The organism is Tabrizicola sp. TH137 (genome assembly GCF_002855575.1).
Taxonomy (GTDB): Bacteria; Pseudomonadota; Alphaproteobacteria; order Rhodobacterales; family Rhodobacteraceae; genus Paragemmobacter.
Map to the genome: position 1 here is coordinate 18,822 of NZ_PKRQ01000003.1, position 23,039 is coordinate 41,860.

At 66.9% G+C, this 23,039-nt stretch carries 20 protein-coding genes and 1 tRNA gene; 9 read left to right on the forward strand and 12 right to left on the reverse strand.

The window, feature by feature from the left end:
• Positions 1 to 14: 14 nt before the first annotated feature.
• Complete coding sequence (locus C0V75_RS10030; RefSeq protein ID WP_254216434.1) at positions 15 to 950, reverse strand: DUF2059 domain-containing protein; 936 nt, start codon at positions 948 to 950, stop codon at positions 15 to 17.
• 201 nt (positions 951 to 1,151) lie between these two features.
• Between C0V75_RS10030 and C0V75_RS10035 the strand changes: the two genes are divergently transcribed.
• The 3 genes from C0V75_RS10035 to C0V75_RS10045 all read left to right on the forward strand — a co-directional run bounded on the left by C0V75_RS10035 (position 1,152) and on the right by C0V75_RS10045 (position 3,157).
• Positions 1,152 to 1,241 (forward strand) — tRNA-Ser (locus tag C0V75_RS10035).
• A 114-nt stretch (positions 1,242 to 1,355) separates the two neighbouring features.
• Positions 1,356 to 2,630: a phage minor head protein gene (locus C0V75_RS10040; RefSeq protein ID WP_101920820.1), complete on the forward strand. Its 1,275-nt coding sequence runs from the start codon at positions 1,356 to 1,358 to the stop codon at positions 2,628 to 2,630.
• Between the two features lie 14 nt (positions 2,631 to 2,644).
• Positions 2,645 to 3,157: a hypothetical protein gene (locus tag C0V75_RS10045; RefSeq protein WP_101920821.1), complete on the forward strand. Its 513-nt coding sequence runs from the start codon at positions 2,645 to 2,647 to the stop codon at positions 3,155 to 3,157.
• Between the two features lie 114 nt (positions 3,158 to 3,271).
• Here C0V75_RS10045 and C0V75_RS10050 read toward each other — a convergent pair whose 3' ends face one another.
• The 6 genes from C0V75_RS10050 to C0V75_RS10070 form a co-directional block, all read right to left on the reverse strand.
• Positions 3,272 to 4,084 carry an ABC transporter permease gene (locus C0V75_RS10050; protein WP_101920822.1) on the reverse strand — a complete coding sequence of 271 codons (813 nt, stop codon included), beginning with the start codon at positions 4,082 to 4,084 and terminating at the stop codon, positions 3,272 to 3,274.
• Positions 4,081 to 4,902, reverse strand: a complete 822-nt coding sequence (locus C0V75_RS10055) for an ABC transporter permease (RefSeq protein ID WP_101920823.1) — start codon at positions 4,900 to 4,902, stop codon at positions 4,081 to 4,083. The genes C0V75_RS10050 and C0V75_RS10055 overlap by 4 nt, the downstream gene beginning before the upstream one ends.
• Positions 4,903 to 4,961: 59 nt before the next feature.
• Positions 4,962 to 6,077: an ABC transporter substrate-binding protein gene (locus C0V75_RS10060; RefSeq protein ID WP_101920824.1), complete on the reverse strand. Its 1,116-nt coding sequence runs from the start codon at positions 6,075 to 6,077 to the stop codon at positions 4,962 to 4,964.
• Positions 6,078 to 6,136: 59 nt separating this feature from the next.
• Positions 6,137 to 7,099, reverse strand: a complete 963-nt coding sequence (locus tag C0V75_RS10065; RefSeq protein WP_371410682.1) for an ABC transporter ATP-binding protein — start codon at positions 7,097 to 7,099, stop codon at positions 6,137 to 6,139.
• A 3-nt stretch (positions 7,100 to 7,102) separates the two neighbouring features.
• On the reverse strand, positions 7,103 to 7,255 hold the full coding sequence (locus tag C0V75_RS23565) for a hypothetical protein (protein ID WP_254216436.1): 153 nt from the start codon (positions 7,253 to 7,255) through the stop codon (positions 7,103 to 7,105).
• A 105-nt stretch (positions 7,256 to 7,360) separates the two neighbouring features.
• Positions 7,361 to 8,284 (reverse strand): LysR substrate-binding domain-containing protein, encoded by a 924-nt coding sequence (locus C0V75_RS10070; RefSeq protein ID WP_216821437.1) that lies wholly within the window; start codon positions 8,282 to 8,284, stop codon positions 7,361 to 7,363.
• A gap of 141 nt (positions 8,285 to 8,425) precedes the next feature.
• On the opposite strand from C0V75_RS10070, the gene C0V75_RS10075 reads away from it, so the two are divergent.
• From C0V75_RS10075 to C0V75_RS10090, 4 genes are all read left to right on the forward strand, one after another.
• Complete coding sequence (locus C0V75_RS10075) at positions 8,426 to 10,009, forward strand: amidohydrolase (RefSeq protein ID WP_173861063.1); 1,584 nt, start codon at positions 8,426 to 8,428, stop codon at positions 10,007 to 10,009.
• Positions 10,010 to 10,025: 16 nt separating this feature from the next.
• Positions 10,026 to 10,955 carry a dimethylarginine dimethylaminohydrolase family protein gene (locus C0V75_RS10080; RefSeq protein ID WP_101920825.1) on the forward strand — a complete coding sequence of 310 codons (930 nt, stop codon included), beginning with the start codon at positions 10,026 to 10,028 and terminating at the stop codon, positions 10,953 to 10,955.
• A gap of 282 nt (positions 10,956 to 11,237) precedes the next feature.
• Positions 11,238 to 12,467, forward strand: a complete 1,230-nt coding sequence (locus tag C0V75_RS10085; protein WP_101920826.1) for a glycosyltransferase family 4 protein — start codon at positions 11,238 to 11,240, stop codon at positions 12,465 to 12,467.
• 1,079 nt (positions 12,468 to 13,546) lie between these two features.
• Positions 13,547 to 16,534 carry a response regulator gene (locus tag C0V75_RS10090; protein ID WP_101920827.1) on the forward strand — a complete coding sequence of 996 codons (2,988 nt, stop codon included), beginning with the start codon at positions 13,547 to 13,549 and terminating at the stop codon, positions 16,532 to 16,534.
• On the opposite strand, the gene C0V75_RS10095 is transcribed toward C0V75_RS10090, so the two are convergent.
• Complete coding sequence (locus C0V75_RS10095) at positions 16,522 to 17,283, reverse strand: SDR family NAD(P)-dependent oxidoreductase (RefSeq protein ID WP_254216437.1); 762 nt, start codon at positions 17,281 to 17,283, stop codon at positions 16,522 to 16,524. The two genes, C0V75_RS10090 and C0V75_RS10095, sit on opposite strands and share 13 nt — an antisense overlap.
• A gap of 9 nt (positions 17,284 to 17,292) precedes the next feature.
• Complete coding sequence (locus C0V75_RS10100) at positions 17,293 to 18,120, reverse strand: sulfite exporter TauE/SafE family protein (RefSeq protein ID WP_101920829.1); 828 nt, start codon at positions 18,118 to 18,120, stop codon at positions 17,293 to 17,295.
• A gap of 139 nt (positions 18,121 to 18,259) precedes the next feature.
• Here C0V75_RS10100 and C0V75_RS10105 point away from each other — a divergent pair, with 139 nt between their 5' ends.
• Complete coding sequence (locus C0V75_RS10105; RefSeq protein ID WP_101920830.1) at positions 18,260 to 19,378, forward strand: AAA family ATPase; 1,119 nt, start codon at positions 18,260 to 18,262, stop codon at positions 19,376 to 19,378.
• Positions 19,379 to 19,402: 24 nt separating this feature from the next.
• The gene (locus tag C0V75_RS10110; protein ID WP_101920831.1) at positions 19,403 to 20,656 is read left to right on the forward strand and encodes a VWA-like domain-containing protein; all 1,254 of its coding nucleotides are present in this window, start codon (positions 19,403 to 19,405) and stop codon (positions 20,654 to 20,656) included.
• Here C0V75_RS10110 and C0V75_RS10115 read toward each other — a convergent pair.
• The 3 genes from C0V75_RS10115 to C0V75_RS10125 all read right to left on the reverse strand — a co-directional run bounded on the left by C0V75_RS10115 (position 20,653) and on the right by C0V75_RS10125 (position 22,989).
• Positions 20,653 to 21,285 carry a hypothetical protein gene (locus C0V75_RS10115; protein ID WP_101920832.1) on the reverse strand — a complete coding sequence of 211 codons (633 nt, stop codon included), beginning with the start codon at positions 21,283 to 21,285 and terminating at the stop codon, positions 20,653 to 20,655. The genes C0V75_RS10110 and C0V75_RS10115 overlap by 4 nt on opposite strands.
• Before the next feature lie 99 nt (positions 21,286 to 21,384).
• Positions 21,385 to 22,251, reverse strand: a complete 867-nt coding sequence (locus tag C0V75_RS10120; protein WP_101920833.1) for a DmsC/YnfH family molybdoenzyme membrane anchor subunit — start codon at positions 22,249 to 22,251, stop codon at positions 21,385 to 21,387.
• Complete coding sequence (locus tag C0V75_RS10125; RefSeq protein WP_101920834.1) at positions 22,252 to 22,989, reverse strand: 4Fe-4S dicluster domain-containing protein; 738 nt, start codon at positions 22,987 to 22,989, stop codon at positions 22,252 to 22,254.
• Between the last annotated feature and the right edge of the window lie 50 nt (positions 22,990 to 23,039).

A 23,039-nucleotide genomic window follows, 5' to 3' on the forward strand; every position in this document is an offset into this window, starting at 1 on the left:
GGCCCTGCTTTGGCTCAGATATCCTGCCCCTGCATCTGCCGCGCCACCGCCAGACCCAGCGCCTTCGAGACCGGCGTGAACACGTCGTCAAAGGCCGAAAACAGCGCCGTATTCAGCACCTGCCCCGCCGGGCTGGAGGAAAAGTCGATGTATTGCTGCAATTCCTCATCCGTCAGCGGCCCATAGGCCAGCGCCAGATAGGGATAGATCCAGTCCGAGGTCGAGGCGCGGATCTCCGGCTCCTGCGCCCAGGTGTCCGACAGCATCTGCTCTTCCGTCATCTCGTCGCCGAAGGCACCGCCCTCCGCCATCCCCTGATAGAAGGCAAGATTGGAATTCAGCGCGCCCATCACATTCGATTCGACAAGGTCATTCGCCGCCACGAAGGCTTCCAGCAGATCGACTCGCGCGCCCCCTTCTGCCGCCATTTCCTCCCAGGCGACCTTGGCCGCCTCTTCCGCCGCCTCGTCCAGCAGCGCCCGCCGCGCCTCGATCTCCAGATCCAGCACCTTCTGCCCCAGATCCGACCCGAAGAAGGCCCGCGCCTCCTCCGTCGCCGCCTCCTGCCCCTCCAGCGCAAGGTTGAGCGAGGCGCCAAAGGCCTCCTGCATCCGCCCGCCATCATAGATCAGCGCGACCGTCGCCTCCCAGCCCGAACCGCCCGCGCCGGGGAACATGTCCGCCTCCAGCGTGCGCCCGTAGTCGATCCCCTCCTCGCGCAGCAGCGCAACGATGTCGGCGATCCGCATCGTCTGCATCAGCCCGGCCACCTCGGGCCGCAGATCCGCCCCCTGCGCCTCGGCCTGCACCTCGGTCTCGGTCGCCGCCTCGGCCTCCGTCTGCGCCTGCGCAGGCAGCGGCAGGACAGGCATCAGCCCCCCGCCCATCAGCGCGGCCAGCGCAACAGCACGACACAGCGCCCCGATCCCGGACCCCATCGCTTCGGCCATGACCACTCTCCTTTCCTGCAACGCCCGACGGCTTGCCTCACAGCTAAGGAATGCCGCCCCGCTTGCCAAGCCACGGCAAGCCACAACAACGCGAGCCACGCCCGCCGTCGCCGCAAATTCTGCCCGATGCCCACGAAATCGGCCTTGCAAGCCCCGAATGACCCCGCTAGACACCCCGCACTGACGACCCCCCTAAAGCACGGAGAGGTGGCGGAGTGGTCGATCGCGCCGGTCTCGAAAACCGGAGTAGGTGCAAGCCTACCGTGGGTTCGAATCCCACCCTCTCCGCCAACGCAACCGGTGTCGAACTTTCTCTGGACGCAGGTGGGGTTCCTTTCGGACCGTTAACGCATTCTTGACTATGATCATGTCCAATGACCGCCATTTTCGGGGGGCAGGGACGGAATGCGGCACGAGAGCAAGTTCTCATCTTGGATCAGGGCGGGCGGACAGAGCACCTTCGTCTCGCCATTGACCAGCCTCGTCATTCTAGAGCGCAAGTCTTCTGTCGTGCCCGACCGATTGCTTGACAGCATCATTGATGATGCACTCGTGGCGGCGGTCAGTCGACTGAACCAATACCTCCCTAGCGGAGTCTCTGTCGACGTCAGCTCCGTCGAACTGACGCCCATCCGTGATCAACTTCGCGCCGAGGTCGCAACCCGTTTGACCGAAACAGGTGTGGCTGTTGGCCCGAATGATCCGGTCATAACTGCAATCATTGCCCGATATGCGGAAATCCTGAACGGCTTCCTTCAGGCAGAAGGCCTGCACGTTGATCGCTATATCTGGCGAAGCAGGGACGATTCCCGAGTTCGCGCGATACATGCGGCAAACGACGACCACATCTTTTTCTGGTCCAACCCTCCTGAAGGCGGTCATCCGGGTCAGAGCTGGAACTGCCGTTGTACCGCCGAGCCGATCATTTATCCTAGCGCCATCCCCGAGGGCGCGACCTGCGACATCCTTACCGGAGACCGACTGGCATCCGTGTTCCCTGACGCGGACAGTGAAAAGCTCTCAGCGATCGCGCGCGAGTTGGATTTGAGAGTCGTATCGGGGCAGCTCGATATACGGGAGCGCCTCATTCATTTTCTTGCTCAGATGCGGCATGAAGCCGGCGACGATGCGCGACTTGTCGAAGGTCTGAATTACAATCCCCAAGGACTGAGAAACACCTTCGACTATTTCCTGGATCATCCCGATGATGCTGATCTATATGGAAGAATGGACGTGCATCCGGCCGACCAAGTGTCCATCGCCAACCTTGCCTATGCCAACCGCCTGGGCAATGGTGATGCAGATAGCGGCGATGGTTGGGCCTACCGTGGCCGCAGTCTTTTTCAGCTAACCGGCCGTGCGAACTACCGAGCCTTTAGCGAGTGGCACGAAGCCAACTTCGGGGAAGGTATTGGTTTCGAGACCGAGCCAAGTCGCGCGGCCGAACCGGTCTATGCGGTGAGGTCCGCAGTCTACTTCTGGCTTAGCCACGATCTGCCGGGCCTTGCCGACGCGGAGCTTACCGACGAGGCGACCAACACGATCACGGCACAGATCAATCGACGAACCAGGATCTACGAAGATCGTCGAGAGTTGATGCGGAGCATTCGTGACGGAGGGAGGTTTGACGACATTTGCCGCTTCTCCGTTGCCAGCCCAAGATTCGAGGATGCGGAGTGAGATCACAGCTCGTCATGGCTTTTGTTGGTGGTGTCTACGCGGCATCCCTTTCCGCTCAAGAGCTTAGTCACTTTCAGACGCTTTTTGACGAGGACTCCGTGGAAACCCGGACGCTCATGATTCGATTGGACCCTGTGAACGATGATGTGCGCTTTGCCGTGACCCTGCGCGACAAGGAAACCGGGCTGGTCATAAGGCATGAATTCGACGGTCAAGGCACAAATGATCCTTCACCATTACTATTTGAGGAAAGCTATCTATGCGGCACCCCTGTCATCCTGCTGACCGTGCAATACCCCTGGCGCCACGCCTTGCCAGAATTCGTTCGTGTTCTCGATACCTTCGCACTCCGTCGAAGCGACTTCGCCTTCATCGATGTGGCATTCGGGCCATTGACCGATATCGCGCTGGCCGAGGACTCGGCCTACGACCCAGCAGACCTTGAAATGCTTCCGCCGATCCGGGTGCACTGCCTCACCGGTCAGGTTGAAAAACCCTTCGAATTCTTTCGGGAAGGAAACAAGTAGCGATATTCCAGCCCAGAGAAGGTTGGACCGCAGTCGCTTCCGCACCGCCAAGTCACCCGCCGTTCCTGCCGCGCCCCGCCTCGGCCTCCGCATGGGCGGGGCTGCGTCCCGGCCTCACTCGCCCTTCGCCCGGCGACCGCTTCCCAGCCAGAATGTCTTGGCCAGGATCACCACCACCACCACGCAGATCAGGATCACCGAGATCGCCGCGATGGCCGGGTCGATGTTGTCGCGCAACCCCATCCACATCAGCCGCGGCAGCGTCACCGCATCGACCGAGGTGATGAACAGCGTCACCCCGATCTCCTCCCAGGACAGCACGAAAGTCAGCAAGAGCGCCGACAGCACGCCAAAGCGGATGCTGGGCAGGATCACCGAAGTAATCCGCCGCGTCAGCGATGCCCCCATCCCGCGCGCCGCCAGGTCCATCCGCCGGTCAACCTGCGTCAGCGCCACCGTGATCAACACCACCGCATAGGGCGCCGTCATCACCGCATGGGCCAACGCCACGCCCGCCCAGGTGTCATAGGCGATCACGTCGTTGAACTGGCCCAGCGTGATCAGAAAGAAATAGAGCGTCAGCGCCGAAACCACCGGCGGCGCCACCATCGGCAGCAGGGCAATCCCCATCAGCAGCCCCGCAAAGCGCGGCTGCACCATCCAGATGCCCAGGCTGAAGGCCAGCGCCATCCCCGTCGCCAGCACCGAACTCACCACCCCGATGCCGATGGACAGGCCAAGCCCCTGCCCCCAGGCCGGGTTCTCGATCAGCACCCGGTAATGCCGCAGCGACCATTCCCCCTCGGGCAGCGAAAGAAACCGGCTCGGCGTGAAGGAAACGGGGATCACCGCGACCAGCGGCATCAGCAGGAAGACAGCGACCAGCGCCGCAAGACACAGGGCAAGGCGTCCGGGCGGGGTGGTCATCGCGGCCCCGCCCCGCGGGCATGCCGCATCATCAGCGCCAGCAGCGCCCCCACAGCCACCATCAGGATGACCGAGATGGCCGCACCAAGACCCCAGTTCGGGCTCTGGAAGATGCGCAGATAGATCAGTTCCGCCGCCATGACCGACCGCCCGCCCCCCAGAATGGCCGGGGTGACGAAAAAGCCCAGCGCGAAGACAAAGACGACCAGCGCCGCCCCCAGGATGCCGGGGCCGGTCATCGGCACGAAGACCTGAAGGAAGACCCGCGTCCGCCCCGCCCCCATCCCCCGCGCCGCCAGCAACACCCGCTCATCCACCGCCCGCATGGCGGAAGCCAGGGGGAAGGCCGCGAAGGGAATCAGGAAATGCACCATCCCGACCACCACGCCGAATTCGTTCCGCACCATCGTCAGGGGTTCCGTCAGAAACCCAAGGTTCTGCGCCCAGCTGTTCAGGATGCCCCGGTTCGACAGCAGCGCCAGCCAGCCGAAGGCGCGCGTCAGCACCGAAATCCAGAAGGGGATCAGGATGCACAGCTCGATCACCAGCCGCTGCATGGGCGTCCCGCGCACCCAGATCAGCGTGATCACATAGGCGGCGGCGACCGTCACCACCGTCACCACAAGGCAGACGCGGAAGGTCCGCAGGAACACAGATTGCACCAAGGGATCGGTCAGCGCCGCCTGATACTGCCCGATCCCCGGCTCCGGCAGGGTCACGCTCCAGGCCGCTACGCCAAGAAAGGGCAGCACATAGGTCAGCAGCATGAACCCCAGCAGGGGAAACAGCAGCCAGACAGGGCGGGGCAATCGGTGCATCACGGGGAATTCCGCAAAAGGGGGGGCACCCCGGCGCCGGGCCGGGATGCCCCTTCGCCTCAGGCCGAGATGATGGCGAGATAGGCGTCCAGCGCCGCCCCGTAATTCGCCTCATACCACTCCATGTTCAGCGGGATCTGCTTGGCCGCATTGGCCGGATCGACGGGGTTGAACCGCGCCTCCTCGGGCGGCAGCAGCGCATCGGTCGCCGGGTTCGCCGGACCCTGCGCCAGCAGGTTGAACATCACAAGCTGCCGCGCCGGGTCCTGGGCCGAGGCGATGAACTTCATCGCCGCCTCCGCCCCGCCCGGATTGCCCTTGATCACCGCCATGGACCCCGGCGCGATCAGGCCCTGATCCCAGATGAAGGTGATGTCGCCGCCCGAATCCTGCTCCAGCAGCTTGGCCCGCGTGGACCAGACCAGCACCATCGAGGCATCGCCATTCATCAGCATCGACTGGCTTTCCGCCCCGCCACCCCAATAGCCCGCGACATTGCCCTTGAAGGCCTCAAGCTTCTTGTGCGCCCGCTCGATGTCCAGCGGATAAAGGTCGGCCGGCGCCACGCCATCGCCCATCAGCAGGGCCTCCCACATCCCGGCCCCCCATTTGTACATCCCGCGCTTGCCGGGGAACTTCTCCACATCGAAGAAATCCGCCATGCTCTTGGGCGGGTTGTCCCCGTATTTGGTCGCGTCATAGGCGATGATATAGCTGTAGAAATAGCTCGACGCCGCATATTCCCAGCCAAAGCCCTCGCGCGTCTTGGTCTTGTCCACGACCGTATAGTCGATCGGCTCCATCATCCCCTTCTTGCCCAGCGCCTGTGCCGAGAAGGGATCGGCATCCACGATGTCCCAGGCGGGCTTGCCGCTTTCGAACTGCGCCTGGATGGCCCCCTCGCTGGGGCCGGAACCGTCCTGCTTCACCGTGATCCCGGACTCCGCCAGGAAGGGCGCGCCATAGGCCGTGTCATAGGCCGTCATCGCATCCCCGCCCCAGTTGACGAAGACCAGTTCGCCCGACTGGGCAAGGACGGGCGTGCCGCGCAGCGACACCGCAGCCGTCCCCATCAGCGCGACGGCAAGCTGGGTAAAGCTGCGGCGCGAAATCGCCCCGCTGCGGGCCTTCTGGGCGAGGATCTCGATCTGGTCGAGTTCGAACGGAGTATTCATGGCAGTCTCCCTTGTTGTGCGTTTGTTCTGGAGCCGGGTGGGTCCGGCTTTCGCGGCGGTCAGAGAAAGATCCCCTGGTCGGTTTCCCAGCCAAGCCAGCACTGCGCGCCGGGCGCGAGGTCTGGCGGAAGGCTGGCGGTGGGGCGGGACAGGGACAGGGGAACCCCGCCCGCCGTCCGGAAGGCAAGGTGGGTCTCCGCGCCCAGATAGGTCTGGTCGATAAGCGTGGCGGGAATCGCGTTGCAGTCGGTGGGGGCGAAACGGAAAAGGCTCATGCATTCCGGGCGCAGGGCCAGGGTGGCGGTGGGCGTTCCCAAAGCCGCCGCCAGCACCAGCGGCCGGCCCTCGAAACTGGCGCGGGCGCCGGGCACGTCCGGGCGGACGCCCTCAAGCGGCAGAATGTTGATCGACCCCAGGAATTCGGCAACGAAACGGTTGGCGGGGCGTTCATAGATTTCCCGCGGCGGCGCGATCTGCTGCAACCGCCCGTGATCGAATATCGCCACCCGGCTCGACAGCGCCAGCGCTTCGGACTGATCATGGGTCACGAAGACGAAGGTGGTGCCAAGGTCCCGGTGCAGGCGGCGCACCTCGTCCTGCATCTGCCCGCGCAGGTTCTTGTCCAGCGCGGAAAAGGGCTCGTCCAGCAACAGCACCGGCGGGTCATAGGCCAGCGCCCGCGCCAGCGCCACGCGCTGCTGTTGCCCGCCCGACAATCCCGCGGGCCGCTTGTGACAATGCCCGCCCAGCCCGACCATCTCCACCATCTCGGCCACCCGGCGGCGGATCTCGCCCGCCGACCGGCGCTGCACCTTCAGCGGAAAGGCGATGTTCTCCTCCACCGTCATATGCGGAAACAGCGCATAGCCCTGGAATACCATGCCGAAGGCCCGCGCTTCGGCCGGGGTCTGCGTCATGTCCCGCCCGTCCAGCGTCAGCCGCCCGCGCGTCGCGGCCTCGAACCCTGCAAGGATCATCAGAAAGGTCGTCTTGCCCGATCCGGACGGTCCCAGAAGCGTCAGGAACTACCCCCGGCCGATGGTCAGGCTGACATCGCTCAGCGCCGCAAATGACCCGAAGGTCTTGCAGATCCCTTCGGCACCGATCTCGGCGGCGCCGGCCCTTGCACCCGCCTTGACACCCACCTCGACGCTCGTCGCGGCCCTCGTGCTGGACACCCGGCGACCCCCATCCGTTCCCACAGCCTTGGGGAAATCCTAAGGGGGCAGGCCAAAGCCGCACAAACGATAGTTTTTCTTCTTAACGACAAAGGAAATTTGTCGTCACCGCGCCGCAGCCGCCATTCTCGGCGGCGGAAAGCCCTGCGCGCGCTCCGCCCGCAGCCAGGTGCGGAAGGCCATCACCGTCGGATTGTCCACCATCGCCAGCGGCACGGCCATGTAATAGGCCTTGGGCGACCGCACCTCCTGCTCGAAGGGCCGTACCAGTTGCCCGTTCTGCATCGCATCCTGCGACAGCACCACATCGCCCATGGCAATCCCCTGCCCGGCCAGCGCGGCGGAATAGACAAGATGCATGTCCGAAAACACCACCCCCGTCGCCGCCATCTGCGGATCAAGCCCGACCGAGGCGAACCACAGCGCCCAATCCGCGTAATCCGACAGATGCAGCAGCCCCAGCCGCAGCACATCCTGCGGCTCGGGCATCCCGCCCAGCCGGTTCACCATCGCCGGGCTGCATACGGGGGACGACACCACATCAAGGATATGCTCGCTCTCCATGTTCGGGAACTCGCCGTTTCCATAGGTGATGAACAGATTCACAAGCGGGTTGGACACCTCGCCCAGACGGCGCGGCGTGATGATCGACAGCGCCACATCGGGATGGGCCGCCGTGAACCGCCCGATCTTGTTGCATAGCCAGCCCGACGCAAAACCGGGCGCACAGCTCACCGTCAGGCTGCCCGCCACGCCGCGCCCGATATTGCGCGCCGCCGCTCCGGAAATCGCCAGCAGCGCCCGCCGCACGTCATCGGCATAGGCGCGCCCCTGCGCCGTCAGTTCCACCCGCGTCCCCACCCGGTTCAGCATGTGGAAATCCAGATCCCGCTCCAGCATCCGCAGCTGATGGCTCACCGCCGACCGCGTCAGGTTCAACTCCTCCGCCGCCTGCCAGACGGTGCCATGGCGCGCGAAACTGACAAGGGCGCGCAGGGCCTGGGTGGATGGAACTCTCATCGCCGTCATGCCTCTCCTGATCCTCCCACTATGGGCAGCTTCCGCCAGCGGGCAAGCGCTTAGGTGAAAACCGTTTGCCGAGCGCTGAAAAAGGTTTCACTTCCTTTGGCGCAGGCGCGCCGATTAGGCTTTGCGGGAAAGGATCGGCCGATGACCCCCAGCCCCGCCCAGATTTTCGCCATGGACGAGATCGCGCGTCGGGCCCCCGACCTGTCGGACTGGACGGCCACGATCTTCGGCTTCGGCGAAACCGCCTGGCGCGAATACCGCTCTGCCGCCTGGTATGTCGAACGCCTCCGCGCCGAAGGCTTCACGGTCGAGGAAGGCTCCGCCGGGATGCCCACCGCCTTCTGCGCCGACTGGCGCAACGGCGACGGGCCGGTGATCGGCCTCTATGCCGAATACGACGCGGTCCCGGGCAATTGCCAGGCCGCCTCCACGCGGCGCGAACCCCGCGCCGGTCTGGGGTTTCAGGCGGGCGGCCATACCGATCCGCATTCCGGCCTCGGCATGGCCGGGCTCGGCGCCGTCCTCGCCATCAAGGCCGCGATGACGGCCCATGGCATCCCCGGCGGCCTGCGCTTCACCGGAGAACCAGCCGAAAAGGTCCGCGGGTCCAAGCCCATCCACGCCGCCGCCGGATACTACGACGGGTTGGCCGCGATCCTCTCCTTCCATCCCTTCTACATGCTGCCCATGTGCAATACCGTCCGCTGGGACACGCATTGCGGCGCGGCCTATGCGATGATCTACCGCTTCCTCTGCGACGCGCCGGAAGGCTGGGGCCTTCACGATGGCGCGCCGATCCCGCAATCCCATTCCGCCGTGCGCGCACCGGGGGCAAATGACGCCCTCATGCTCATGTACCAGACGTCGAAATCCCTCCGCGAGTCCATGCTGCCCCATCAGGGCGGCTGGTCCATCTCCGAAGCGATCCTTACCGCCGGTCAGGCCACGGCCGACAACCTCCCCGCAGGCCTGGCCGAGTTGCAATACATGATCCGCACCCCGACCATCGCGATGGCCGATCAGGTGACGGCGGTGCTGGATCGCAACGCCGCCGCCGCCGCCGCCATGACCGGCTGCCGCTGGGAACGCCACTGGGTCTGCAAGTCGCGCCACGGGCTGGCCAATCACGCCATGGCCCGCACCGTCTGGAAAGCGATGCAACTGGTCGGGGCGCCGGTCTGGGACGAGGCGGCAAAGGCCATCGCCCGCGAGATGCAGGTCAATCTCGGCATGGTCCCCATGCTCGAACCCTTCCTCGACGAGATGACCCGCCTGATCGACCCCGAAGAGGCCGAAGCGATCCTGCGCCGCGACCTGCCGCCGTCACAGCTCAATTCCACCTCCGACGACTATACCGACATGACCTGGCACGCCCCCACTGCGCGCTTCTATGTCGCCCGCCCTGCCCTCAAGGCCCCGCCCGGCACGGCCTATCCGGCCTGGGTGATGAACGCCCTCGGCGGCATCCCGGCCACGATCGACCCGATGGTGCAGACGGCGGCCAAGATCCTCGCCCTCTCCGCCCTCCACCTGCTCGAAGATGCCGAGGCGCGCGAAGCCGCAATGGCCGAATTCCTGCACCGCACCGGCGGCGGCGTCGGCGGCAGCGACTGGACCGCCCCGCTCTGCGACTATCCTCCGCCCATCAATTTCCGCTGGCCTGAATATGTAACCACCCCGCGCGGGCAGGACTGGTGGATTCCCTCCGCCATGCCCGGCGCCTGAACCAGGAGAGACCTCGATGCAGACCTATCGCCACGGCTCCGAACCCTTCAGCCTGCAACGGCGCAATCCCAGGGGCGGCACGAAACCGCTCGAAGGCTGGGGTTTTCGCAACGAAACCGATCCGCTGACCGATGTGCTTCTGGGCAGCCCCGCCCATCTGCGCCACCTCTCCACCTCGTCCCTGTCGCGCAAGCACCTGCGCGAGGCGCCCTGCAACATCCAGGTCGGCCAGGCCCAGCATGCCGAGCTTGTCTCGGCCTATGAACATTTCGGGGTCAAGGTCCATATGCACAAGCCCAGCCCGGAACTGCCGATGCAGGTCTATGCCCGCGACAGTTCCGTGATGACCCCTTATGGCGCCATCATCACCGCGATGGCCAACTGGTGGCGGCGCGGCGAAAACTACGCCGCCATCCGCACCTATGAGGAACTGGGCATACCGATCTATGACATGGTCACCGCCGGCACCTTTGAAGGCGGGGATTTCAACGTGATCGAGGAAGGCTGCGTCCTCATCGGCTGCGGCGGCGCCCGCACACAGGAGGAAGGCGCCCGCCAGGTGCAAAGCTGGTTCGAGGCTGAAGGCTGGGAAACCCGCCTCGCCTTCATCGACGAATACTATGTTCACATCGACCTGATGGTCGTTCCAATCGCGCCCAAGCTCACCGCCGTCTGCCTCGACTGCACCGAGCCGGGCATCGTGGACTGGCTCAAGGCGAAAGGGCATGAAATCATCGACGTGCCCTTCCGCGATACGATGGCACTCGGCTGCAACTTCATGTCGCTCGGCCGCGACAGGGTGATTGCGCCCACGATCTCCAAGACCTTGATCGGGCAGTTGCGGGCGCGCGGCTTCGAAGTCGCCGCCATCGACATGTCGGAAATCTCCAAGACAGGCGGCGGCATCCACTGCATGGCCCAGGCCCTCCGCCGCGAAGCCGCCTGATCCAGGCACGGCGGCCCCCGCCCCCGGGGGCCGCCGCTGCGACGGCGCCGAAGCGGTTAAGTCAGACATTTCCGCCGCCCCCGGCCCCGCACGACGCCAAAGCCCCGCGCCGAACCCTGGGCAACACGGCCCGGCGCTTTCCTCATCGCGACGTCGAAGCCCTTGATCGCCGTTGAAAAACGCCCCGATTAATGATTGTGTCAAAACTGTGGCCGCGGGCTAGCCGCGGCACGGTGCGCGTTTGTGCTGGTATGCGTGGGGGCGAACGGCTTGCGCCATGTGATGGACGATGTGATCGTGGTTCCCGACAGCGCGGGTGCAGACCTGCGCCGCCATCTGGGCCTTGCCCCTTCCGCCCCCTTGCGTATCAGCTACATCCCCGGACCGGGTGACGTCGTAGGCACCTTCGATCAGTGGCGCGAAGGCCGCCACGAAACGCGGGTGCCGATCATCGCCTATTCCCTGATGTTCTACGAACTCATGCACAGGCTGGAAGCCGACTGCCAGATCATATCCCTCGCCCCCCCTCCCGCGCCGCGATCGCCAAGACAGGATGGACGGTTCCGCTTCGACCAGGTGCAAGAGCGCGCCGCAACGAACCGGTGGCAGTGGATATGGAGCCAGCACAGATTCGCCCGGGACGTCACCGCACAGGTCGCGCGATTCAGGCCGCATATCGTGCTCAATTCGACCCACACCCCTGCCGCCGCCTGGAAGGGCATGGCCAGGGGACGGAAGCTGATCCTGTCGGCGCATAACTCCTTCTGGCCTATGGGGCGGCCGCCCGCCGATCCGAAAAATCGCCTGCGGCGGGCGCTTCTCGCCGGGCAGGCCGCCGCATTGGATGGCGCGGTCTGCACCTCTCACGAATGCATGCGCCAGATCGCTGCGCTGACCGGAGGGCGGGTCAAAGGAGAGGTCGAACATCCCCAGATCGTGGATCGCTATCCGCTGCAACGGCGCGACAGACCCAGCAACCTTCTCTTTCTCGGCCGAACCGAACCCTCCAAGGGTGTCTTCCTGCTCCTCGATGCCTTTGAAAGGCTGGCCGGGAAGCATCCGGATCTGACCCTGACCTTTGCCGGCTCCGGCAGTTCCGAAGCCGCGCTCCGGGCACGCTGCGCGGCCTCGCCCCATGCCGGGCGGATCACCTTTCTGGGCAGGATCGGCTCGGCCCGCGTCCATGCCGCCATCGCCGCCTCCGACTTGGTCATCTGTCCCACGATGACATCTTTCAACGAAGGCCTCGCCGTCGTCGGCTTCGAAGCGGCCGCTCACGGCATCCCCTCGGTGCTGAGTTCGGTCGTCCCTGCGGCCGAGCTTCTCGGCGATGCCGCCTCGGTCTTCACCGCCGATGATGGCCAGGCCCTGGAGGGTCTCCTCCTGCACCTGCTGAACGATCCCGACACCTACCGCCGCAAATGCGCCGCGACGGCGCTGGTTCGGGAAAGGCTCTATGACCGCTCCCTGTCCTGGGGATCGGCCCTTTTCCGCAGCCTGATGTCCCTCTAGCCGCGCGCCCGGTCCCGAATCACCGCACCCCCGGACCGCACAGCCGCCCCCGCCAGGGCCCTCATTCCCACCCCCTGCAAGGGCCTTCCTCACGCCAGCCCGCCCCGAATTGGGGCCTTTCCCCCAATTCTCCGTAAACTTGCGGCAATATCCGGGCCATCCGCCCTATACCCCGCGACACAGCCCTCCCGCGCGCGCAGACCTAAACGGAAGTCAGAGCCGGATTGTCTTGCACCGCCCCGCGCCCGTCCGGCAGGCTAGGACAAAGGCCGTCTCGCCGCACCGTTCCAAGGGGTTTTCATGCACCGGTTCTTCGCGTTGCTCTCCGCAGCCATCTTCGTCCTGCTGCTCTCGACCGTCGCGCTGTTCCTCATGATCGTCGACTCGCGCGCCTCTGCCCCGGCGCCGCTGCCCGCCTCGGTCAGCCTGCACCTGCCCCCCCGTCCCGGCCGCAGCCGCAACACCCTGATCCCGCAGCCATTTCCGCCCCCGGCGCCACCTTTCGGAGACCGCCACCCCCCCCCGCAAAGGCGCAAGGAAAAAGGCCCGCCCCGGGGTCGCGGTGGCGGGCCTGTCGAATCAGGATGGAGGCAAGCCATCCCGGACAGGTCATTTATGCGAATGATTTGCATAATCATCAAGCCAAAACTGCGCCGCTGCATTTTTCTCATTCCGGCAACTTCCGCCACTCCCCGGGAAGGGCCGCCCGGCCGCCCTTCCCACCGCGATGGCCAGCCCCGCCTCCAACCGCGCTTCGCCAGTGAACAGGGGCTAGACCCTTGATCGCGCGCCTATTTCCACCGCAGCGTCAACTGACGACGCGCCAAAGGCGGGGGTCCGTGGCCTGATTTCCACCCCGACAAACAATCCCCGGTTGTTTTGATCTGGCGCAAAGCCACCCTCACGGCGGCCACGTAAAGATTCCTGAACAGACGGTTCTTCCCACGCCTTCCGGCCAGATGGACCGCCCCGAAACCGGATCGCCACAGGATCCGCCCGCAGGAAGACCGCATGACCGCCGAACAGACGGGACAGAACCGCCAGACCCTCCGCCATCCGCAGCGCGGACGCGGCCCGGATTGCATCCTCCTTCCGGCAATCCTCGCCCTCGCCGCCGCGCCGGGCCGGGCCGCAGCCTTCGCGCCCCCCTCGCCACCACCAGCAGCCCATGGCTCGCCCTCTCCCTCGCGCTCATCAGCCTCGCCACGCTCGGCGCGGTGCTGGTCCTGCGCGGGCGGCTGCGTCGCCTCGACCGTGCCCGCCGCGAGGTGGCCGAGGCGCTGCATCACCGCACCCGCGAACTCAATGGCCTCCATGCCGTCTTCCTCGCCACCGAAGACCTCTCCCGCCCGCCGCAGGATGTGCTGGCCGCCGTCGCCCTCGCCCTCGAAAACGGGATCGGCGCGCCGGGCCAGTTCGGCTTTCGCCTGCGCCTCTTCGACACGGTCCATGATCCGCGGCCGGGCGATTGGTCCTGGCTCTTCACCTCGCCCATGATGATCGAGGGCGTCGAGACGGGCGAGATCGAGGTCCTCGCCCCCAGCGGCCAGTTCGCCCATCTTCACCCCGAGGAACGGCTGCTCGTCGATCTGGCCGCCTCCCGCCTTGCCGGCCGCACCCTGGGCGCCCTCGCCACCCGCCGCCTCGCCCGCAGCGAGGAACGCTTCCGCCAAACCTTCCGGCATTCCGCCCAGGCCACCGCCCTGCTGCAAGACGGCGTCTTCACCGAAGGCAACGCCGCCGCCCATGCCATCCTCGGCTATCGCAACGGCGCCACCTTCCTCGGCCTGCGCCCCGACCAGATCTCCCCCGACCATCAGCCCGACGGAACCCGCTCCGCCGAAAAGGCCGCGCAGATCATCGACCGCGTCCTGCACGAAGGCAGCGTCAAGTTCGACTGGGAACATCTGCGCGCCGACGGCACCCCCGTCCTGATCGAGGTGCTGCTCACCGCCGTCCCCGATGGCGACCGCGTCGATATCCTGTCGATCTGGAACGACATCACCGTAACGCGCGAGGCAGAGGCCGCCCTCGCCAATCACCAGCGCACGCTCGAGGCGCAGGTCGCCCGCCGGACCGAAGACCTCTCCGCCCGCACGGATGAACTCCAAACCATCCTCGCCACCGCCGACAGCGGCATCGCCCTGATCCGCGACGGCCGCATCGCCACCTGCAATCCCGGCCTGTCCTCCCTGCTCATCTGGCCGCAGGATCAACTGACCGGGGCCAGTACCCGCCTCTTCCTGCCTGATCCCGACGAATGGTCGCGCCTGCGCGCCGAAGCCCTGGCCAGCATGGGCCGCGGCGAAACCTATCACGGCAGCACCGAACTGCGCTGCGGCGACGGCTCGCTGCGCTGGGTCCATCTGCGCGCCACCGCCATCGACCCGCGCGATCCCGCCGCCGGGGCGGTCTGGGTCCTCACCGATGCCGCCCGCGAACGGGCCGCCGCCGCCCAGCTTGCCCATGCCCGCGACATTGCCGAACAGACCGCGCGCCTGAAATCCGAATTCCTCGCGCAGATGAGCCATGAGCTGCGCTCCCCCATCAACGCCGTGATCGGTTTCGGCGACCTGCTCCTCGGCTCTCCCCTCACCCCGCATCAGCGCAACTATGTGGTCAAGCTTCAGGCGGCAGGCCAGCACCTGCTGTCCATCGTCAACGACGTGCTCGATCTGTCAAAGGTCGAGGCGGGCAAGCTCCGCATCGAACGCACCGAATTCGGCCTTGCCCCCGTCCTGCGCGCCGCCTGCGACAGCATCGCCGCCGCCGCCGCCGACAAGGGGGTGGAACTGATCCTCGACGCCGATCCCGCCCTGCCCCCCCGCCTCATCGGCGATCCGCTGCGCATCACGCAGATCCTGATGAACTACCTCTCCAACGCGCTGAAATTCACGACCTCCGGCGAAATCCGCCTCGACGTGGCCGCCGAAACGGAAGGGATGATCCGCTTCACCGTCTCCGATACCGGGATCGGCATGTCCCCCGAACAGATCACCCGCCTGTTCCAGAGCTTCTCGCAGGCCGAAGAGTCCACCGCCCGTCTCTACGGCGGCACCGGCCTCGGCCTCGCCATCTGCCGCCAGCTCGCCGATCTCATGCAGGGCGAGGTCGGCGTGGACAGCGCCCCCGGCGAAGGCAGCCGTTTCTGGGTGCGCCTGCCGCTCGACCCGGCCCCCGGCCCGGCCCTGCCGGTGCCGAAACCGCTGCGCGACCGCCGCCTCCTGATCCTCGATGACAATCCGCGCGCCGCCCTGGCCATTTCTCGCCCCCTCGCCGCCGCCGGGGCGCGGATCACCACCGCAGCCGATCTGACGGCAGCCATCGCCGCCCTGCGCCGCGCCCGCGTCGATGCCCTCTTGATCGACAGCCGCATGCCCGATGCCGATGGCCACCTCGCCGCCGCCCGCCTTCAGGCCGCCTGCGGTGCCGCGCTGCCGCCGCTCGTCCTCCTTTCCCATCGGGGCGGCCATGCGGCAGTGGAAGACGCCTATGACCACGGCTTCCGCGATCTCGTCCTGAAACCCGTCGATCCCGATATCCTGATCCCCCGCCTGACCGACATCTTCGCAGGCCAGGACCTGCGCGGTCGCCGAATGCCGGGGCAGGCCCCCGATTTCACCCCCGACCTCCCGCCGGACCCGGTGCCGCCCACCCCTTTCGCCGGCCGCAGCGCGCTCATCGTGGACGACAATCCGCTCAACCTCGAAGTGACCGCCGCCCTGCTGCAACATCAGGGTCTCAGGACCCTCACCGCCACCAACGGGGCCGAGGCGATCGAGACCCTGCTCGACCATGACATCGACCTGATCCTGATGGACTGCCAGATGCCCGTGATGGATGGCATCGACGCCACCCGCCGCATCCGCGCCCTGCCCGGCGCCCGCGCGGGCCTGCCCATCATCGGCCTCACGGGCCAGTCCGATACGGGCGACCGCGACCGGGGCCTCGCTGCGGGCATGTCCGATTACCTCGTCAAACCCGTCGCCCCCTCCGCCCTGCGCGCCGCGCTGGCCCGGCATCTGGAGCAGGCCCCCGCCGCCGCCAAGGCGGCTCAGGTCTCATAGGGCCAGGGGGCCTGCGAAAAGGTGCCGCCATCCACCCACAGCGTCTGCCCCGTCACATAGGCCGCCGCCTGCGAACAGAAGAACAGCACCGGCCCGGCAATATCCTCGGGCGTCCCCACCCGGCGCAGCGGCGTGATCGGCGCCCATTGCCCCGCATAATCCCCCGCCTCCGCCGCCGTCCGCTCGGTGGCAATCGCCCCCGGAGCCACGCAATTCACCCTTATCCCATGGGGGCCAAGCTCGCTCGCCGCGACCTTGGTGAACTGCTCGATCCCGCCCTTCGACGCGGTGTAATCCACCAGCCGCGGAAAGGCCCATTTGTTGCAGCCCGATCCGAGGTTGACGATGGACCCCGCCACCCCGGCCGCGATCATCAGCCGCGCCGCGGCCTGCGTGTTCAGAAAGGTGCCGCGCAGATTGGTGCGCATCACCGCATCCCACTGCTCCACCCGCAACTCCATCAGCCCGGCCCAGCTCTGGATGCCCGCATTGTTCACCAGGATCGCCGGCGCCGCCCCCGCCCATTCCGCTGCGCGGGCGTGAAAGGCAGGCACCGCCACCTCATCCCCCGCATCCACCTCCACCGCCAGACAGCGCCGCCCCAGCGCCTCCACCTCCGCCACCACCCGCGCGGCCGCCTCGGCGCTGCCCAGATGCGTCAGCGCCACATCATGCCCCGCCCCCGCCAGCGCCAGCACAAGGGGCCGCCCGATGGCCGAAGTCCCCGCCGTCACAACCGCCAGTGCCATGATCCCCCCTCAGCCCAGCATGTCCCAGACGAACCGCGCGCAGACCACCAGCAGGAAAATCCCGAACCCCGTCTCCAGCACCCGCTTGGGCAGGGTATGCGCCAGCTTCACCCCGAACCGCGTGGTCAAAAGCGTGGTGGGAATCGTCAGCGCAAAGGTCAAAAGGCTCACATAGCCCAGCGCATCCGCAGGCAACCCCGGCTTGCCCCAGCCCGCCAGCATGTAACCGATGGTCCCCGGCAGCGCGATCAGCACGCCCACCCCCGCCGCCGTCGAAATCGCCCGGCGGATATCATAGCCATGCAGCGTCAAGAGCAGGTTCGTAATCGCCCCCCCGCCGATACCCATAAGCGCAGACAATACCCCGATCACCCCACCATAACCGACCAGAACCTTCCGCCCCGGCAGACCCTCGGCCAGCCGCCAGCCCTTCCCCCCGGTCAGCAGCTTCGCCGCATTGGTCAGCGCCACCGCCACGAAGACCAGTTGAAACACCACCGGCTCGGCAAAGCGCGCGATCACCGATCCGGCCAGCACGCCCAGCACAACCGGCACCGCCCAGAGCTTCAGCAGATCCATATCCACCGTCCCCCGCAGGAAATGCCCCCGCGCCGAATTCAGCGAGGTCGGGATGATCACCGCCAGCGACGTGCCCACCGCCATCGGCATCCGCACCTCGTCGGGGTAATCCAGCACCCGGAACAGCTCAAAGAAGATGGGCACCGAAATCGCCCCGCCCCCGATGCCGAACACGCCCGCCAGCAGCCCGATCAGCGCGCCCGCCACGATCAGCGCCCCGATCACCGGCAAAAGCGCCGCCAGTTCGATCCCGTCCATGTTCCGCCGTCCCTTCCTGCTCCGGCCCCCGCAGGAAACCGCCCCGATCAGTCTTAGGCCGCGCCTCCGGCAAGGACAACCGCTTGCCGAAGCCGCCCGTCCCGCTACGCTTCCGCCCGCAGGCAGAAGGAGACGCCCCATGACCGTGAACACCGCCCCCATCTCGGCGGGCGAGGCGCTCGCCCTCCTCCGCGCCGCCCATCAGGCACAGGCCGCAGGCAGCCTCACCGCCGCATGGATGCTGCACGGCCGCCCCGGCATCGGCAAATCCGACATCGTGGCGCAACTCGCCGCCGAAACCGGCGCGCAGCTCTTCGACCTCCGCCTGACGACCATCGAACCGCAGGATCTGCGCGGCCTGCCTTTCTACGATCACAGCACCCGCCGCACCGTCTGGTATCGCCCCGAAGACCTGCCCGACGATCCCGCCCGCCCCGCGATCCTCTTCCTCGACGAACTCACCGCCGCCGCGCCCAGCCTGCAACCCACCGTCTATGGCCTGCTTCAGGAACGCCGCGTCGGCCGCCATCAGCTTCCCGCCTCCTGCTTCCTCGTCGCCGCCGGGAACGGCACCGATGATGGGGCGATTGCCTATGAGATGGGCACTGCCCTCGCCGACCGCCTGATCCACCTGCATCTCCGGGCCGAGGCGACGGACTGGCTCACCCGCTACGCCGTCCCGCGCGGCCTCCACCCCGCCGTCATCACCTTCATCCGCACCCGCCCCGACCTTCTGGAAAACTCTGAAGACGCGCTTCGCCGCGGCCTCACCATCGCCTGCACCCCGCGCTCATGGGTCCGCGTCTCCGATATCCTTCAGGCCATCCCCGACCCGCGCCTCCGCGCCCCCATGATCGCCGGCACTATCGGCGACGCCGCCGCCGCCGAATTCCTGCTGGTGGCCGAGGAAATCGCCGCCACCGTGCAGGTGGCCGACCTGCTCGATGCACCGAAGGCAAAACGCCCCGACCTCTACCCCCAGACGATGACCGGCCTCACCGCCCTCACCTATGCCCTGATCGGCACCGCCGACGCCGCCACCATGCCAAAGGTGATCGAGGTGATGGCCGACCTCCGCCACCTCCCCCGCCTGCGCCCCGATGCCCCCTTCGCCCGCCTGCCTTTGGCCGAGCTTTGCACCCACGGCTTCGAACTCCTGATCCAGAAGGCCCTGACCCAGAACCTCACCGACGCCTTCCGCACCTCCCCCGCCTATGCCGAATACCGCGCCGAACGGCAGGCGCAGGGGTTGGAATGATGGGTCTCGAATGATGGGGCTCGAATGACCACGCGCCACAGCACCCGCGCCACCACCGCGCTCCGCGCATTGAACGAACATGATCCGGCCATGGCCGCCCTCGCCCTCTGGTGCGACCACCGCGACCGCGACCACGGGCCAGCCGCCGAAACCACGGGTCAGTGCATCCATTACGGCCCCGAATTCGACACCCTCCCCCGGCACGAACAGATGGGCCTTGCCGCCCATCACATCCTCCACGTGGCCCTGCGCCACTCCCCCCGCCTCGCCGCCCTCGCCCTCCGTCTGGGCGACCGCTTCGATGCCCGCCTCTGGCAGATCGCCGCCGATGCCATCGTGAACGAAACCCTGCTCGCCGCAGGCTATGCCATCCCGCGCCCCGCCCTTACCCTGACGGGGCTGCTCGCCAGCGCCCTCGACACCACCGCCGCCCCACGTCAGGCCTTGGCCGATTGGGACGTGGACCGCCTCTATCATCGCCTGCGCGATACCACCCCCGGCGGCACGGGCGACGCGCAATCCCGCGCCCTCGCTTACGCCACCGCGCAGGGCTTCCAGCCCGACCTCAAACCCGATACCGGCCCGTCTGACGTCCCCGACCCGAAGACCGAGGCCGACTGGCACCGCCACCTCTCCCGCGCCCTCGATGCAGGCCGCATGGCAGGCCGCGGCATCGGCGCCGCAGGCCTGCGCCTTGCAGATATCCCCATCCCCGAAACCCCGTGGGAGGTGATCCTGCGCCGCCTCCTCACCCGCGCCACGCTGGACGCGCCCCAGCCCACGCACCGCCGCCCCGCCCGCCCCTTCATCGCAGCCATGGCGCAGGCCCAACAGGACCAGACCCCCGAACCCGCCTTCCAGCCCGGCACCGCCCGCCAAAGCCCCGCCCCCCGCGTGGTCATCGCGCTCGACACCTCCAGCAGCATCACCGATGACGCCCTCGCCCTCCTCATGGCCGAATGCACCGCCATCGCCCGCCGCACGCGGGCCGAGCTTCACCTCATCCCCTTCGACGACACCCCCGCCCCGGCGATCAAGCTCGACCCCGCCACCGCCGCCACCCAACTCCGCTCGATGAACGCCCCACGCGGCGGCGGCACCGCCTTCGCCCCCGCCTTCGCGGCGGCGGCGGCCCTCAGCCCCTCCATCCTCATCGTCCTCACCGATCTGGAAGCCCCGCTCCCGCCCCGACCCCGCTTCCCCGTGATCTGGGCCGTCCCCGACGCCCGCCACGCGCCCCGCGCCCCTTGGGGAACGATCCTCGACCTCGCGCGCTAACCGATCAGCGCCGCCAGCCGCGCATGGGCCGAAACGCCGCGCACGTCAAAAGCCACGTCCCGCAGACAGTCCCCCGCCGCCAGATTCACCCGCAAGAGATCGCGCTCCCCGAATTCCGCATCGAACAGCCCCGCCAGCAGCGCCCGTTCCTCGCCGGACAGCCGCACCACCTCTGGCCCGGAGTCCGGCCCCGCCTCGCTCTGCACCGAAACCAGCGTCAGGGGCGGCAATCGCCAGATTTCCGACTGCTCCACCACCAGATGCAGCCGCCCCTCCGCCAGCCCCCGCCCCGCCGCGATCTTCGACAGCACCGCCACCGCCCGCACGCGCAACAGGTCCAGCCCCCGCTCCACCTCCGCCGCGCTGGCCAAAGCCTTCGCCTTGGCCTTCGACAGCCGCAACACCTTGGCCTCGAACAGATAGACCACGATCAGCATCGGCAGCGGCGCCTGCGAAATCGCCAGCGCATAGCGGGGAAACAGCACCGCCCCCAGCAGGAAGGGCAACAGCGCCACCAGATAGCGCAGCACCTCCACCTCGAAGACCAGCCGCAGCCACAGGCCCAGCCCCGCCCCCCGGCGCGGGAAGACCATCACCCGCCCAAAGACGCGCCGCGGCACCTGCCGCATCTCCAAGGCTCCGGGATTCCAGATCGTCTCAGGTGTCAGGATGAACAAGGGGCAGCCTCCGACGCCGGAACTAGCGCCACAAGGCGCAGAACCCACCCCTCAGTGCGCCCCGTAATACAGCCCCACCACATGCTCGGCCTCGGCAAAGAACAGCCAGCGCTGCGCCAGCGCGCCCAGCAGATGCACCGCCACCGCCACGATCACCGCCGCCACGCCGGGAATGAACATCAGCGCCAGCACCGGCAGCATCACCGAACAGACCATCGCGATCATCCGCACCCGATCGGCATGCTTCCGCCCCACGACAAAGATCATCTCCCGCATCAGGTAATTCCCCCCCGTATGCGGCTGCTCAAAGACCGACACAGCCCCGATCCGGCCCAGCCCCGTGGCGCTCTCCATGCTCGCCCCCGCCCTGGCAAAGGCGCTCTTGCCGAAATGCCAGTGCAGCGCCAAGGCAATCCCCAGCAGCACCAGCATCCAGGCCGCATAGGGCCGCACCGCCCCCATCACCAAAGCCCCCGACAACGCATAGGCCAGAAACACCGCCGGCACTGTCCAGTGATGCCAGCGCGGCACCGCCCGGATCTGGGCATAGATCATCGACGTGCAATAAACCGTGACAAAGGCCATCGCCGCCCCCGCCATCCCGAAACCCCGCCCCCATTCCAGCCCCAGCCAATCCGAAACCGCCTGCGGCGCAAACAGCAGCAGCGTGACGACCGAAGCCCAGGCCTCCCGCGACAGCCAGCTTGTCCGCCACTGGGTAAAGGCCAACAGCGCCCGCTGCGGATTGCCAAGATGGAAGGTCGAGGCGACCAGCCCCGCCACCGCCAGCCCATAGCCCAGCGCCCAAAGGAAAAAGGCCGCCATCCCCGCCGACCCAAACACCCCCAGCAGCGCGAGAAAGCCGAATCCCAGCCCCGACAGAACTGTGAAGATGACAACGGAAGGCGCAGGATTCATTCAGATTTTCCCCAGAACCCGGTCCAGCCATCCAGCCAGCCCCGTGGCCTTGATATCCAGCAGCGGCGCCAGCAGTGACGCCTCCTCCGGCCGGTCCTTCTTCCTCGGCGGCAGATAGCGGTTCACCGGCTTCGTCCCCATCTCGGGCATCAGCGCAAACCCCTCCCGCTCCGCCGTCAACCGGCTGACCTTGCTCTCGGGGTCCGCGAAATCCCCGAAATGCCGCGCCCCCGTGGGGCAGGTCCGCACGCAGGCAGGCTCCCGGTCCTCTTCCGGCAGCGCCTCGTTATAGATGCGGTCCACGCAGAGCGTGCATTTCTTCATCACCCCCGCCGCCTGATCCAGTTCCCGCGCGCCGTAAGGGCAGGCCCAGGCGCAAAGGCCGCAGCCGATGCAGGCATCCTCATTCACCAGAACGATGCCATCCTCCGCCCGCTTGTAGCTCGCCCCGGTCGGGCAGACGGTGACGCAGGGCGCATCCTCGCAATGCAGGCAAGACCGCGGGAAGTTTATGATTTGCGCCGCAGCATCAACAAGTTGCACCGCATAGCTGTGAACGCGGTTGAGGAAGGTTCCCGAAGGATCGGCCCCATAGGGATTCTGGTCCGACAGAGGCACGCCATAGCCCTGATCATTCCACCCCTTGCAGGCCGTGACGCAGGCATGACAGCCGACACAGGTATCGAGGTCGATGACCAGACCCAGCTTCTTCTCGGTCCGCTCCGGCAACCCGGTCATCGCAGGCCTCCCCAAATCTTTTCGAAAAGATTTGCAAAATTCTTCGAAGA